Source organism: Nonomuraea sp. NPDC048881, from assembly GCF_040649795.1.
GTDB lineage: Bacteria > Actinomycetota > Actinomycetes > Streptosporangiales > Streptosporangiaceae > Nonomuraea.
The window spans coordinates 144,775-159,028 of sequence record NZ_JBEZGC010000005.1 but is presented as its reverse complement, the minus strand read 5'-3'; the positions used below and the strand labels follow the sequence as shown (position 1 = coordinate 159,028).

Sequence of the window (14,254 nt, the reverse complement as noted above, 5' to 3'; positions counted from 1 at the left end):
GTTCGCATTTCGCCTGGTAACCCGTACCCTCTTCCACGGACCATCCCCGCACATCTGGAGAACGACGTGCGCCTGCGTCTCACGCCACGTGAGGACAGCTACTACGACCTGTTCGCCGACTCCGCGAACAACCTGGTCACGGCATCCCGTCTGCTGGTCGAGATCATCAGTGACGGATCGGACAGGGAAGCCCTGGCCGAGAAGATGCGCGCCTGCGAGCACGCCGGTGACGAACGCACCCATGCGATCATGAACCGGCTCAACGAGAGCTTCATCACTCCGTTCGACCGTGAGGACATCTACCGCCTCGCCTCCAACCTCGACGACGTGATGGACGCGATGGAGGCCGCCTCCGACCTCATCGTCCTCTACCAGATCGACCATCTCCCCAAAGACGTGGTCCGGCAGGTCGAGGTCCTGGAACGCGCCGCCGAGCTGACCGCCGAGGCGATGCCCCGGCTGCGTTCCATGAAGAACCTCAACGAGTACTGGATCGAGGTCAACCGCCTGGAGAACCAGGGTGACCAGGTCTACCGCAGGCTGCTGGCCAAGCTGTTCAGCGGCGAGTACGACGCGCTCACCGTCATGAAGATGAAGGAGGTCGTCGACGCCCTGGAGGAGGCCGCCGACGCCTTCGAGCACGTGGCCAACACCGTCGAGTCGATCGCGGTCAAGGAAAGCTAGGCCCAGTGGACCTCACGCTCGCCCTCGTCATCGGCGTGGTCGTCATCTCCCTGGCCTTCGACTACACCAACGGGTTCCACGACGCGGCGAACGCCATCGCGACCTCCGTCTCGACCCGGGCGCTCACCCCCAGGGCCGCGCTGTTCATGGCCGCGGCGATGAACTTCATCGGCGCCCACCTGGGCACTCAGGTGGCCCAGACCGTCGGAAAAGGGATCATCGACGCTCCCAACGGTCCGCACGGCCTGGTCGTCGTGGCCGCGGCGCTCATCGGCGCGATCGTCTGGAACCTGATCACCTGGTACTTCGGGCTGCCCTCCTCCTCCAGTCACGCGCTCATCGGCGGCCTGGTGGGCTCCGCGCTGGCCTCGGCCAGCGTGGTGCACTGGGACGGCGTCGTCGAGAAGGTCGTCATCCCGATGATCCTGTCGCCGCTGATCGGGTTCAGCCTCGCCGCGCTGATCATGATCGCAATTTACTGGATCTTCCGCAACAGCCAGCCGGGCAGGACCAACCGCGGCTTCCGCTACGCGCAGACCGTCTCGGCCGCCGCCATGGCGCTCGGGCACGGCCTGCAGGACGCGCAGAAGACGATGGGCGTCATCTTCCTGGCGCTCACGGTCGGCGGGTACGCCAGCCCCGGCGAGGGGATCCCGCAGTGGGTCATCCTGAGCGCCGCCGGTGCGATCTCGCTCGGCACGTACGCCGGCGGGTGGCGCATCATGCGCACGCTCGGCCGGCGGATCATCGCGCTCGACCCGCCCCAGGGGTTCGCCGCCGAGTCGGCCGCGGCCACCGTCCTGTACGGAGCCGCGATCGGGTTCGGCGCGCCGATCTCCACCACCCACACCATCACCACGGCGATCATGGGCGTCGGCGCGACCAAGCGGCTGAGCGCCGTGCGGTGGGGCGTGGCCGGCAACATCGTGACCGCCTGGGTGCTCACCATCCCGGCGGCGGCCCTCGTGGCGGCGCTGGCCTACGGCGTCCTCCACCTGATGGTGGAGTAGGGCCTGATGGTGAGTCGGGCCTGACGGTGGAGTGGGGCGCCGGTGGCTGTCCGTCGGCGTCCATCAGCCGGGAGCTATCCGCCGGCGTACATCACGTCCACGTCCCAGCGGGCGAAGCCCAGGGACTCGTACAGCCTGATCGCGGCCGTGTTGGCCTCGTCCACGTAGAGCATCGCGTGGGCGAGGCCGCGCGAGCGCAGGTGGGTCAGTCCGGCCAGGGTGAGCGCCCGGCCCAGGCCGGTGCCCTGCTGGGAGGGGTCGACGCCCACGACGTAGACCTCGCCGAGCGGCTCGTGGCCGTGCTCGGACGAGCCATGGATCTTGGTCCAGTGGAAGCCGGCGAGCCGGTCGCCGCGGACGGCCAGGAAGAAGCCCTCGGGGTCGAACCAGGGCTCGCGCTCGCGCCGGTGCAGGTCGTCGAGCGTCCAGGCGCCCTGCTCGGGGTGGTGGGCGAAGGCGGCGGAGTTCACCTTGAGCCACGCCTCCTCGTCCTGGCCCGGGACGAACGTGCGCAGCTCCACACCTTCCGGAAGCGTGTAGGGCGGCAGCGGGGCGAACAGCGAGCGGCGCATCTGCCACAGCGAGCGCACCCGGTCGAAGCCGAACGACGCGGCCAGCGCCCCGGCGCCGGCGTGGTCGCCGTGCGCCCACAGCCGCACCCTGCCGCCGGTCAGCTCCAGCACGGCCCGCAGCAGCCGCGTCCCGTGGCCTTGTCGCCGGTAGGCGGGATGGATGACCAGCTCCGCGCTCGGCCCCTCGACCTCGTCGGTCGGGTCGACGTGCGCGTAGCCCGCGGGCGCGCCGTCGTCGGCGTGCAGCAGCAATGAGCGGGCACGGGGGTCGCCGCCGTACCGGAGATGGAGCATCACGTGCTCGTTGAGCGGGCGGACCCCGTCCGTCTCGGTCGCCGCCTCGACGATGCGGAGAACCTGGGAGACCTCGTCGTCGTCGAGCCGTTCGCAGATCTTCACATGTGCACCCACATAAGGAACTCTAGGCGTACCAATGGCGAACAATGCCATGGGCTGCCCCGGTCAATCGTTACCTTTGCGACATTCGTTGCATAGGGAGACGTCGTAACGTCCCTCTCATGACGTCACGCACCCTCCTCCGGCTGTGCACGGCCGGCGCCGCCACCGCGGCCGGGATCGCCCTGGCCATGGCGCCCGCGGTCGCCGCGACCAGCGGCTCGGCCGGTCGCGGAACCGGCCACGGCGGGCCGACCGTCCCGGTCCGCCTGCTGAGCATCAACGATTTGCACGGCAACCTCGAACCGCCGTCGGGCTCCTCCAGCCGCATCCTCGACCCGGACGGCCCCCTCGTCGACGCCGACGGCTCGCTGACCGGGCTGCCCGGCGGCAAGTACTCGATCGCCGGCGGCGCGTCGTACCTGGCGACGTACGTCAAGCAGGCGCGTACCGAGAACACGCTGCTCGTGGCGGCGGGCGACCTGATCGGCGCGTCCCCGCTGATCTCGGCCGCCTACCACGACGAGCCCACCCTGGAGGTGCTCGGCTCGCTCGGCCTCAACGCCACCGCAGCCGGCAACCACGAGTTCGACGAGGGGTACGCCGAGCTGCAGCGCCTCATGAACGGCGGCTGCCACCCGGTGGACGGCTGTTCGCCCGCCGGCCAGTGGAAGGGCACGGACTTCGACTTCCTCGCCGCCAACGTCCTCAAGGAGGGCTCCGGCCAGTACGCCCTGCCGCCGTTCTACGTCAAGAAGATCAACGGCGTGCAGGTGGGCTTCATCGGCCTGGTGACGGCGACCACGCCGACCATCGTCACCGCCGAGGGCATCAAGGGCCTGCAGTTCACCGAGGAGGTCGCCGCGGCGAACCGGGCCTCGGCCTACCTGGCGCGCAAGGGCGTCAAGGCGCAGGTCGTCCTGATGCACGAGGGCGACTCGACCACCCCGAACCAGAGCCCGGACGCGTGCTCGGCGAACACCGCCAACGCCGGCTCGCGCATCGCCAGGGAGCTGAACCCGCAGATCGACCTGGTCATCAGCGGCCACTCGCACCAGGCCTACATCTGCAAGACCAAGGACCCGGCGGGCCAGGACCGCTACTATACGCAGGGCTCGTCGTTCGGCCGCGTGCTGACCCAGATCGACCTGCGGGTCGACAAGCGCACCCGGGACGTGGTCCGCTCCTCGGTCACCGCGGACAACAAGGTCGTCGCCCGTACGGTCACCCCGGACCCGCAGGTCGAGGCGCAGGTCCAGACATGGCGGACGCGCAGCGCCGAAGTGGCCAACCGCAAGATCGGCTCGATCACCGGTGACATCACCAACGTCGTCACCAACACCTCGGCCGCGACCACCAGGCCGGAGACGCCGCTCGGCGACCTCATCGCCGACTCCCAGCTGGAGGCGGCCAAGCCGGCGGGCGCCGAGATCGCGCTGATGAACCCGGGCGGCATCCGCACCTCGCTGACGTACGCGCAGTCGGGGGCCGAGGGCGACGGCGTCGTCACCTACGGCGAGGCGTTCGCCGTCCAGCCGTTCAGCAACATCGTGCAGGTGCGCACCTACACGGGCGCGCAGCTCAAGGCGCTGCTGGAGCAGCAGGTCTGGACGCCCAACCCGGCGACGGGCGCGATCAACCACCGGCTGCTCCAGGTGTCGTCGTCGCTGACCTACACCTTCGACACCACCAAGCCGGTGGGGTCGCGCGTGTCGGACATCAAGCTCAACGGCGCCCCCGTCACGGACGCGCAGTCGATCAAGATCGCCGCGAACAACTTCCTGATGGGCGGCGGTGACGGCTTCTCGGTGTTCACGCAGAGCACGGACACGTGGAGCGGACCGGTCGACCTCGACGCGTTCACGGCGTACCTGACCGCGCACTCGCCGATCAGCCCGTCGGCGGCCGACCGCATCACGATGATCAAGTGATCTCCGGGCCGGAGGTCCCGCCGTGCGGGCCCTCCGGCCCTTCCAGACAGAACGGCGACGGCGTGCGTCCGGACAGAGCGCGACGGCGTGCGTCCGGACGCCAGGACGCGGTGCGGTGAGCCGGACGCCAGGACGCGGTGCGGTGAGCCGGACGTCAGGACGCGGTGCGGTGAGCCGGACGTCAGGACCGGTGCGGTGAGTCGGCGGGGCGTTCCTGTTCGCGGTACAGCGGCAGGCAGGCCACCAGGCGGGCGCCCGGCTCGTGGTCGGCGACCTTCAGTGTGCCGCCGTGCGAGGCGCAGATCTCGCGGGACAGCGGCAGGCCGAGCCCGCTGCCGCCCTTCTCCTTCCGGCGGGCGTCCTCCAGCCGGGTGAAGCGTTCGAAGACGCGCTCGCGGTCGGCGGGCGGGATGCCGTCGCCGTCGTCGGTGACCGAGACGTAGACGTGGTCGCCCTCCACCGACACCTTGAGGTCGATCCGGTGCGCGGCGTGCCGGGTGGCGTTGTCCAGCAGGTTCGTCAGCAGCCGGTCGAGCTGGACGGGCGAGCCGAGGACGGGCGCGTGGGCGCACACGTCCACGACGATGGGGATCTTGCCGCCCTCGCGGCGGCGCACCTGCTCCTCGGCCAGGCGGCACATGTCGACGACGCGGCGGTCGGGGATGGCGCCGGCGTCCAGGCGGGCCAGCAGGAGCAGCTCGTCGATGATCCCGGTGAGGCGTTCGGCGGCGGCCAGGGCGCGGGCGCCGGTGGCGGGCCAGTCGGTCTCGTCGGGGTAGGCGTTGGCGACCTCCAGCTGGGTGCGCAGGGCGGAGATGGGGCTGCGCAGCTCGTGGGAGGCGTCGGCGACGAAGCGGCGCTGGGTCTCGGCCGAGCGTTCGAGACGGTCGAGGGTGTGGTTGGTGGTGGCGGCCAGGTAGGTGATCTCGTCACCGGTGTCGGGGACGGGCACGCGCCGGCTCAGGTCGCGGCCGGTGATCTCGGCGAGCTCGGCGCGGATGCGCTCGACCGGGCGCAGCGCGGAGGCGACCACGACCCAGGTGATGCCGGCGACGAGCACCAGGGCGATGGGCGTGCCGAGGAACACCATGGCGTTCAGCCAGGACAGCGCCCGGTTGACGTCGCTGAGCGAGGAGGCGCCGTACACCGTGACGAGCCGGCCGTCGGGGGTGCGCACCTTCATCGCCATGATCAGGTACTGGGCCTCCTTCTCGTCCCTGAGGCCGGTGAGCGTGCTTTCGGCGCTGTAGAGGGTCTCCGGCTTGTCCACCCGCATGCCGGACAGCCGCTGGCCGTGGTGCAGGCCGGGGCTGGTGGCCAGCACGCGTCCGTCGGCGTCGACCACCTGCAGGAGCTGCACCCGGGCCGGGGCCTCCAGCGACGCGGGCAGCTGCCCGGCGCGGGCCTCGCTGGCCACCCTGCGGACGGCCAGCTCCACCCGGGTCTCCACCAGCCCGTGCAGGTTGTCCGGCCCGAGGGTGAGGGCGAGCGCGCCCGTGACGGCCAGGACCACTGCCGCCACCAATGTCGCGAGCGTGGTCAGGCGCCCGCGGATCGAGCGGGGAAAGAGCCTTTTCGCCATCCCCTGAGACCTACCCATGGAGACCTGAACGGGGAAAAGTCCGGATCGAGATTCGGCAAGCGGCCCGCAAAGAGGGGTGTCCCGCCGGGGCGGCCCGGCGTGGCGCTCGAATAGTGGATCACGTGGGAGGCGCCACGGGCAGGCCGCCGGTCCTCGCCGGGCGGCTGCCGCGACACATGGGCGAGGTGATCGATCTGTGCCGCATCATCACCACCTGAGCGGGTTCTGGGCCGCGCCGGCGCTCGTCGTGCTGGTGACGTACGTGGTGCTGGCCGGGCGGACGACGTGGAGCCGGTGGCGTACCGCGAGCTTCGCGGGCGGCTGCGCGCTGGTGACCGTGGCGCTCACCGACCCCGTCGCCGCGCTGGCCGCGACCGACTTCCGCGGCCACGTGCTCCAGCACCTGCTGATCGGCATCGCGGCGCCCCTGTTCCTGGCCCTGGGCGCGCCGGTGACGCTGCTGCTGCGCTCGCTGCCGGTCGCGCAGGCCCGCCGCCTGACCCTGGCGCTCCGCGGGCCCGCCGTCCACCTGCCGGTCAACCCGTGGACCGCGCTGGCGCTCAGCGCCGGCGGCATGGCGGCCCTGTCCTGCACGCCCCTGTACGGGCTCGTCCCCGCGCCGCCGGTGCACGCGTACCTCCTGCTGACCGGTTACCTGTTCGCCTGGGTCGTCGCCGGGCCCGACCCCGCGCCGCGCCGCCCGCCGGTGCCGGTGCGGCTGGCCGTGGTCGGGGTGGCGGTCGCCGTGCACGCGGGCCTGTCCTGGGTCATGTACGCCGGATGGCTGGACCTGCCGGTGCCGTCCGACCAGCTCACGGGCGCGGCGGAGATCATGTTCTACGGCGGGGGCGCCGCGGAGCTGCTGCTCGCCCTGGCCCTGGCGGCGTCCTGGCGGGCCCGGCGCACTCCCGAGCAGGCCGGCGTCGAGATGCTCGCCCCCGGGCTGACCGTCCGGGTGCCGGGGGAGCCCGAGCCCGTCCGGCGGGTCCGCGTCCCCGACCGCGAGCCGGCGAGGACCCGCGGCCCGCTCACCCCCGCCGAGTACGGCGACGAGGACGATCCGGACCCCGCCGACCTGTAACCGCCCGGCAGCAGCCCGGTCAGTGGGCGGCGCGGGAGCGGAAGAGGTCGTAGAGGGCGGCGGCCAGCGCCATGACCACGAACCCCAGCACCACCCACAGGCCGTGCCGGAAGGCCGTCGGCCAGCCCTGCGGCAGCGAGCCGAAGAACGCCGAGCCCGCCGCCGCGATGCCGATCGCCGACCCGAGCCGCTGCCCGGTCTGCAGCACCCCGGCGGCGCTGCCGCCGCCCGCGGGCGGCACCTCCGACAACGTGATCGCCTGGTTGGGCGAGATCACCAGGCCGCTGCCGATGCCCGCGACCAGCAGCGGCAGCGCGGTCGCCGCGCCCACGCCGGCCCCCGGCACCAGCAGCGTCGCCACCATGGTCGCCAGCAGGCCCGCGATCACCGTCCCGAGCCCCACCGCGACCAGCTTCCTGCCCGCCCGGCCCACGAGCCTGCCGCCCACCACCGACGACCCGGCCGACCCCAGCGCGAACGGCGTGATCGACAACCCGGCCAGCAGCGCGCTGTAGCCCTCGCCGCTCTGCAGGTACAGGGTGAAGGCGAAGAAGATCCCGGTGAACCCGGCGAAGTAGAACAGGGCGATGGCCGACCCGAGGCTGTAGGACCGCCTGGCGAACAGCGACAGGTCCACCAGCGGCTCCCTGCGGTACAGCCGTTCCCAGAGCACGAACCCGGCCAGCACGAGCAGCGCGGCCGGCACGAGCAGCCACTTGGCCTCGCCCTTCCACTGGTGCTGCTGGATGAACGGCAGCAGCAGCGTCGCCACGCCCACGCCGAGCAGCAGCACGCCGACCGGGTCCATGCTCTCCCGCCGCCCGGTGCGCACCGGCCCGGGGGCGGGCTCGGGCAGCCACTTCCAGGCCAGCGGCAGCAGCGCGATCCCGATGGGCAGGTTCACCAGGAACACCCACCGCCAGCCCTGCGCGGCCCCGAACCCGGTGACCAGCGCGCCGCCGATCAGCGGCCCGGCGGCGGTGGCCACGCCGATGGTCGCGCCGAGCGCGCCGAAGGCCCGGCCGCGTTCGTGGCCCAGGAACATCTGCTGGATCAGGCCGGACACCTGCGGGTTCAGCATCCCGGCCGCCATGCCCTGCACGAGCCGGGCCGCGATCAGCACCGGCATGCTCCAGGCGAAGCCGCAGGCCGCGCTGGCCGCCGTGAACAGCACCACGCCCCACATGAACAGCGTCCTGCGGCTCCTGGCGTCGCCCATCCGCCCGGCCGGGACCAGCAGCAGGCCGAACGTGAGCGCGTAGCCGGACAGCGTCCACTGCAGGCCGTCGTCCGAGGCGTGCAGGCCCGCGCGGATGGAGGGCAGGGCGACGTTGACGATGCTCACGTCCAGGCCCGACATGAACGCCGCGACCAGGCACACGCCCAGTGCCCGCCTGCGCGTGTCGGAACCGGGTGCCTGCATCGCGACCTCTCTGCGGAACAGCGGCAGCGATCATGATTCCCCCCAGGCTGGGAAATATCGTCCTAGGCGGACAATGATTTCTTTGCCGGGCCCCCGCGAAGGAGCAAGTGATCATGGACACGATGGCCGTGGAGCGGAACGGCATCAACGCCGTCCCCGACAGCGAGCGGCGGGGAAGACCGTCCGACCTGTTCTGGCCCTGGGCGGGGGCGAACCTGTCCCTGTTCGGGGTGGCGTTCGGCGTGTACGTCGTCGGGCTCGGCCTCGGCGTCGTCCCCGCCGTCGTGACCGGCGCGGTCGGGTACGCGTTGTCGTTCCTGCTGGTCGGCCTGGTCGCCGTCGCGGGCAGCCGGTCCGGCGTGCCGACGATGACGCTGGGCCGGGCGCCCTTCGGGTACCAGGGCAACAAGCTGCCCGCGGCGTTGTCGTACGTGTCGAACGTGGGCTGGGAGATCGTGCTCGTCACGCTCTCCGCGCAGAGCGGGGCCGCCATCCTGCGCCGCGTGGCCCCCGGGATCCCCGAGACGACCGCCACCGCCGGCTGCTTCGCCGTCGCGGCGCTGGTCGTGATCGCCGTCGGCGTGTACGGCCACGCCATGATCATGGTCGTCCAGCGTTACCTGACGTACGCGTTCGTCGTGCTGACCGTCGTCTACCTGATCCTCATGCTGCCCAAGCTGGGCGGCTCGCTGGAGACGACGGCGGGCCCCGGCGGCTGGGTGGGCGGCGTCATCCTCTCCATGACCCTGCTCGGCCTCGGCTGGGTCAACTGCGGCGCCGACTACTCCCGTTACCTGCCCGCCGGCTCCCGGCCCAGGTCGGTGGCCCTGTGGACGACGCTGGGCGGCGCGCTGCCGCCGATGGTGCTGCTGGTGTTCGGCGTGCTGCTGGCGGGCGGCGACCCGAAGCTGGCCGAGGCGGCGGGCGGCGACCCGGTGGGCGCGCTGGCGGCGGCGTTGCCGACCTGGTTCCTGCTGCCGTACCTGCTGACCGCGATCGGCGGCTTCCTGGCCGGGGCCATCATGGACATCTACTCGTCGGGGTTGTCGATGCTGGCGCTCGGCGTGCCGGTCAGACGGCACCTGGCGGTGCTGATCGACGGGCTCCTCATGGTGCTCGGCGGCTACTACCTGCTGTTCGTCTCCGACAACTTCTTCGGCACCTTCCAGGCGTTCCTGGCGATCATCGGCGTGGTGATGGCCGCCTGGGTGGCGATCTTCCTGGTGGACATGTGGCGGCTGCGGGACGGCGGCCGCGCCTACGACGAGCGCCTGCTGCGTCCCGGCGCGCCCGCCCTCAACCCGGCCGGGCTGGTCTCCCTGGTGGTCGCCTCGGTCGTGGGCGTCGGCCTGATCACGTCCGCGGACGAGCACATCGCGGCGGTCGTCGGGTTCCTGATGAGCGACGAGCTGCGGAACAGCACGTTCGGGGCGGCCAACATCGGCGTGGTCATCGCGCTGCTGCTGGCCGGGGTGTTGTACTTCGTGCTCACCCTGCGCCGCCGCTGACCTTCTCAGCACCGGGAAGCTTCCGTTACTGTTGGTGAACAGTTATGGACTTTCCGTGGATGTCTTCCGTATTGCGGTTGCTCAGATGGTCCGTCCACGGCGCCTTCTGGGCGTCGCTGGCGAGCGCGGTGGTGGCCGTGCTGGGCGAGGAGCGGTCCGCCGAGGCCGCCGGTGGCGTGCTGCTCGGGCTGCTCTACGGCGTGGGTCAGGTGATCCAGGGCGGCCCGCCGCGGCCGATGCTCGGGCGGGTGTGGCTGGGGCTGGTGACCGCGTGCTGGGCCGTGCTCGCGGTGGCGGCGGCGCCGTTCGTGTGGGCGGCGTTCCCGCTGGTGTTCGCCTACCTGCGGCTGCTGCCGCTGTGGGCGGCGACGTTCGGCGTCACGGTGCTGACGTCGGCGGCGATCACGGCGGCGGGCTGGCACGCGGGCGAGCTGTCGGCGGCGCTCGTCGTGGGGCCCGCCGCGGGCACGGCGGTGGTGACCCTGCTGGCGCTGGCCTACCAGGAGCTGTGCGCCGGGAGCGCCCGGCCGCCGGCCGGCTGAGGTCAGTTCGGGCCGGGCCGGCGCCAGGTCTCGAACGGCGCGGGGGAGCTCATGCGCTCCTTGAACTCGCGTGCCCTGGTCAGGCAGTCGGGGCAGACGGGCTCGGGCACCGACCGGGCCAGGGCCTCCGGGGCCGGCTCACGCTGGGTGCCGAGCACCGTCCGGTCCGGAGGCAGGCCGGTCTCCGGGTCGATGGTGATCATGGTGACGTTCGCGGTGGTGTAAGGGAACGTGCGCTTGCACGCGAAGCATGTGCCGATCGTGGTGATGTGGTCGTCTTCCATGGATCCGCCCTCCCTCACCGCACCGTACCTCGCGATCAGGGGTTGCGGCGCAACGCCCATTCCACCGCGGGGCAGCGGTCCATGACGACGTCGAGCCCGGCGTCGAGGGCGCGCTGGGCGGCCGCCTCGTCGATCACGCCGATGGGCAGCCACACCGCTTTCGCGCCGGCCGCGATGGCCTCGTCCACGACCTGGCCGGCGAACTCCGAACGCCGGTAGACCGCCACCACGTCGGGCTTGACCGGCACCTCGGCCAGCGACGTGTAGCCCGGCTCGCCCAGGACCGGCCGGCCCGCCGGATGGACCGGGATGATCTTCTTGCCCCGCGCCTGGATGCGCTGGGCCTGGTCGTAGGCCGTGCGCTGCGGGTCGTCGCCGAGCCCCACGAACACCCACGTCCCGGCCTCGTGCAGCAGCTGCCTGATCACGCGCTGATCCGCGAAACGATCGTCCATGCAGGCGTCAACACGCCGGACGCGCGCGGGCTTCCCGCCTACGCCTGGGCGGTCGGCAGCACGACCACCTGGCGCAGGTTGACGTGCCGGGCCCGGCTGACCGTGTAGCCGATGAGGTCGGCGATCTCGTCGGCGGTCAGCGGGGTGAACGCCTCGAACATCCTGGCGAGCTGCGCGCCCAGCTCGGCGTTGTCGATGTGGTCGCCGAGCTCGGTCGCGGTCAGGCCGGGTTCGAGGTTGGTCACGCGCACGCCCCGCGGGCCGAACTCCGGGCGCAGCGAGGCCGACAGGTGGGTCAGCGCCGCCTTGGTCGCGCCGTAGACCGCGTAGTTGGGGAACGTGACGTGCGCGCCGATCGAGGAGATGTTGACCAGGTCGGCCGTCCGTCCGGCGTCGGCGGCGGCCAGCAGGTCGGCGGCGAAGGCGCCGGTGACGCGGAGCACGCCGGCGACGTTGGTGTCCAGCATGCGCGTCCACTCGTCGAGGCGGCCGTCCTGGACGGGGTTGGGCAGCATCACGCCGGCCGCGTTGACGACCAGGTCGGCCCGGCCCAGCCCGGTGTGGACGACCTCCACGGCGGCGGCCACGCTCGCGTCGTCGGTGACGTCCACGGTGACGGGCAGCGCGGTGCCGCCGTCGGCGTCGATCTTGGCGGCCAGCTCGGCCAGCCGGTCGGCGCGGCGGGCGAGCAGGGCCACCTTGGCGCCGTTGGCGGCCAGCAGGCGGGCCGTGGCCTCGCCCATGCCGCTGGCGGCTCCGGTCACGACGGCGATGCGGCCCGAGAGGTTCTCGTAGTTCGTCATGGCTCTCACCCTGGCCGAGCCGCACGGACTTACCCAGCGCACGGCTTTTCCTGGTAACGGCGGTACTACCCTGAAGCGGTGGAAGGTGATTTGGGGCAGTTTCTCCGTTCTCGTCGGGCCCGGATCCATCCGGCGGACGCCGGGCTGCCCACGTCGGGGCGGCGGCGGGTCAGCGGCCTGCGGCGCGAGGAGGTCGCGCTGCTCGCCGGCGTGAGCGTCGACTACTACATCCGCCTGGAGCAGGAACGCGTCCAGAACGTCTCCGACGCCGTGCTCGACGCCGTCGCCCGGGTCCTGCGCATGGACGACACCGAACGCGCCCACCTGCGCGACCTGATCCGACCGGCCAGGCACGTGCGCCGGCCCGTCCTGCGGCCCGGACTGAGCAGGCTGCTCGACCTGGCCGACGGCATGCCCGCGTTCGTCCTCGGGCCCCGGATGGACGTGCTGGCCTGGAACGCGCTGGCCGACCGCGTCAGCGGCTTCGCCGGCGTCCCGGACGGCCGGCGCAACCAGCTCCTCCAGGTGTTCCTGGCGCCGCACACGCGCACCCTCTACCCCGACTGGGCCGAGGTGGCCGCCGACACGGTCGCGTACCTGCGGCTGTACGCCGGCCGTCACCCGGAGGACCCGCTGCTGGCCGAGCTGGTCGCCGAGCTGTCGGCCGACCCCGACTTCGTCCGCCTGTGGGCCGAGCACGGGGTCGCCGAGAAGACGTACGGGACCAAGCGCCTGCGCCACCCCGAGCTGGGCGAGCTGGAGTTCGGGTACGAGACCCTGGCCGTGCCGGGCCAGCCCGACCTGGCGATCGTCATGTACACGGCCGACCCGGACTCGGACACCGGCCGCGTGGTCGCCCGGCTGCGGGAGGAGATCGGCTCCTCGCGGGAACTCGCCCGGTCCGGCCGTGGTTGACCCGGGCGCGGGCCAGTGGGCATCGTGGGGCGGGTGACCGCCGATGACGTCGCCCTGACCAACCTCGACCAGCCGCTGTTCGACGGGTCCGGCGCCACCAAGCGCGACCTGGTCGACTACCTCGACGCGGTCGCCGACCGCATCGTCCCGGCGCTGCGCGGGCGCGCGCTGTCGGTGCTGCGGGTACGGCCGGGCCAGGAACCCTTCATGCAGAAGAACCTGCCCAAATACGCCCCTTCCTGGATCAGGACGGTCAGTGTGTGGGCCGAGGCGTCCCGCAGGCAGGTGTCGTACGCGCTGTGCGACGACCGGCGCACCCTGCTCTGGTTCGCCAACCAGCGGGCCGTCGAGTACCACCCGGCGCTGTTCCTGGACGGCCGGCCCACGCACATGATCCTCGACCTCGACCCGCCCGAGGGCGACGACTCCTTCCCGCTCGCCGTACGGGCCGCCCACCTCGTCCGCCAGGCGCTCGCCGACGCCGGGCTGGCGGGCGCGGTCAAGACCAGCGGCGCCAAGGGCGTGCACGTGTTCGTCCCCGTCCCGCCGGGCACCGCCATGGACGACCTGGCCGCGGCCACCCGGGCCCTGGCCGCCCGCGCCGAGCGGCTCGACCCGGCGCTGGCCACGACGGCCTTCATCAGGGACGACCGCGCGGGCAAGGTGTTCATCGACTCCACCAGGGCCGGCGGCGCGACTGTCGTGTCGGCCTACAGCCCGCGGGTGCGGCCGGGCGTGCCGGTCTCGTTCCCCGTCCCCTGGGACGAGCTCGACCAGGTCGTGCCCGCCGACTTCACCATCCACAACGCGGCCGGGCTGCTCGGCGGGCGCGACCCGTGGGCCGAGCTCATGCCGGAGCCGCGCGAGCTGCCCGCCGACCTGGTCACGGAGGGGCACACCATCCCGGTGGCCCGCGTCCAGGCGATGCACGAGGGCAAGCGTCGCGCCCGCGCCCGGCGTGCCGAGTCATCGTAGTGTCCGGATATTGACGCATTGGCGTAGGCCGGTAGACCTTCTCAGGGCTGCTTCGACGGGCTACCTTGCGAATCATTGCGGCTCGGGGGATTT

The 14,254-nt window shown here is 72.2% G+C and carries 14 protein-coding genes; 8 read left to right on the top strand and 6 right to left on the bottom strand.

Features of this window, described 5'->3' with window-relative positions:
• Positions 1-66: 66 nt before the first annotated feature.
• Positions 67-684, top strand: a complete 618-nt coding sequence (locus AB0C33_RS19315) for a DUF47 family protein (protein WP_106243913.1) — start codon at positions 67-69, stop codon at positions 682-684.
• A 5-nt stretch (positions 685-689) separates the two neighbouring features.
• Entirely contained in the window at positions 690-1,694 is a 1,005-nt protein-coding gene (locus AB0C33_RS19310) for an inorganic phosphate transporter (protein WP_358289487.1), read from the top strand.
• A gap of 74 nt (positions 1,695-1,768) precedes the next feature.
• On the opposite strand, the gene mshD is transcribed toward AB0C33_RS19310, so the two are convergent.
• Complete coding sequence (gene mshD / locus AB0C33_RS19305; RefSeq protein WP_358290745.1) at positions 1,769-2,665, bottom strand: mycothiol synthase; 897 nt, start codon at positions 2,663-2,665, stop codon at positions 1,769-1,771.
• A 119-nt stretch (positions 2,666-2,784) separates the two neighbouring features.
• On the opposite strand from mshD, the gene AB0C33_RS19300 reads away from it, so the two are divergent.
• Complete coding sequence (locus AB0C33_RS19300) at positions 2,785-4,593, top strand: bifunctional metallophosphatase/5'-nucleotidase (protein WP_358289484.1); 1,809 nt, start codon at positions 2,785-2,787, stop codon at positions 4,591-4,593.
• Positions 4,594-4,774: 181 nt separating this feature from the next.
• Here the strand turns inward: AB0C33_RS19300 and AB0C33_RS19295 are convergent, their stop codons facing one another.
• Positions 4,775-6,115 (bottom strand): ATP-binding protein, encoded by a 1,341-nt coding sequence (locus tag AB0C33_RS19295; protein ID WP_358289481.1) that lies wholly within the window; start codon positions 6,113-6,115, stop codon positions 4,775-4,777.
• Between the two features lie 256 nt (positions 6,116-6,371).
• Between AB0C33_RS19295 and AB0C33_RS19290 the strand changes: the two genes are divergently transcribed.
• Positions 6,372-7,256, top strand: a complete 885-nt coding sequence (locus AB0C33_RS19290; protein WP_358289478.1) for a cytochrome c oxidase assembly protein — start codon at positions 6,372-6,374, stop codon at positions 7,254-7,256.
• Between the two features lie 19 nt (positions 7,257-7,275).
• Here AB0C33_RS19290 and AB0C33_RS19285 read toward each other — a convergent pair whose 3' ends face one another.
• Positions 7,276-8,679 (bottom strand): MFS transporter, encoded by a 1,404-nt coding sequence (locus AB0C33_RS19285; protein ID WP_358289475.1) that lies wholly within the window; start codon positions 8,677-8,679, stop codon positions 7,276-7,278.
• Between the two features lie 113 nt (positions 8,680-8,792).
• On the opposite strand from AB0C33_RS19285, the gene AB0C33_RS19280 reads away from it, so the two are divergent.
• A complete protein-coding gene (locus AB0C33_RS19280) occupies positions 8,793-10,187 on the top strand; it encodes a cytosine permease (protein ID WP_358289472.1) in 1,395 nt (464 codons plus the stop codon).
• 77 nt (positions 10,188-10,264) lie between these two features.
• Positions 10,265-10,729, top strand: coding sequence for a hypothetical protein (locus tag AB0C33_RS19275; protein WP_358289469.1), 465 nt, complete (start codon positions 10,265-10,267; stop codon positions 10,727-10,729).
• Positions 10,730-10,731: 2 nt separating this feature from the next.
• Here the strand turns inward: AB0C33_RS19275 and AB0C33_RS19270 are convergent, their stop codons facing one another.
• From AB0C33_RS19270 to AB0C33_RS19260, 3 genes are all read right to left on the bottom strand, one after another.
• Positions 10,732-11,013, bottom strand: a complete 282-nt coding sequence (locus AB0C33_RS19270; RefSeq protein ID WP_358289466.1) for a hypothetical protein — start codon at positions 11,011-11,013, stop codon at positions 10,732-10,734.
• Between the two features lie 35 nt (positions 11,014-11,048).
• Positions 11,049-11,441 carry a CoA-binding protein gene (locus AB0C33_RS19265; RefSeq protein ID WP_352319836.1) on the bottom strand — a complete coding sequence of 131 codons (393 nt, stop codon included), beginning with the start codon at positions 11,439-11,441 and terminating at the stop codon, positions 11,049-11,051.
• Positions 11,442-11,506: 65 nt separating this feature from the next.
• The gene (locus AB0C33_RS19260) at positions 11,507-12,271 is read right to left on the bottom strand and encodes an SDR family oxidoreductase (RefSeq protein WP_358289462.1); all 765 of its coding nucleotides are present in this window, start codon (positions 12,269-12,271) and stop codon (positions 11,507-11,509) included.
• A 78-nt stretch (positions 12,272-12,349) separates the two neighbouring features.
• Here AB0C33_RS19260 and AB0C33_RS19255 point away from each other — a divergent pair, with 78 nt between their 5' ends.
• On the top strand, positions 12,350-13,186 hold the full coding sequence (locus tag AB0C33_RS19255; RefSeq protein WP_358289459.1) for a helix-turn-helix transcriptional regulator: 837 nt from the start codon (positions 12,350-12,352) through the stop codon (positions 13,184-13,186).
• 33 nt (positions 13,187-13,219) lie between these two features.
• Complete coding sequence (locus tag AB0C33_RS19250; RefSeq protein ID WP_358289456.1) at positions 13,220-14,161, top strand: ATP-dependent DNA ligase; 942 nt, start codon at positions 13,220-13,222, stop codon at positions 14,159-14,161.
• Positions 14,162-14,254: the final 93 nt, after the last annotated feature.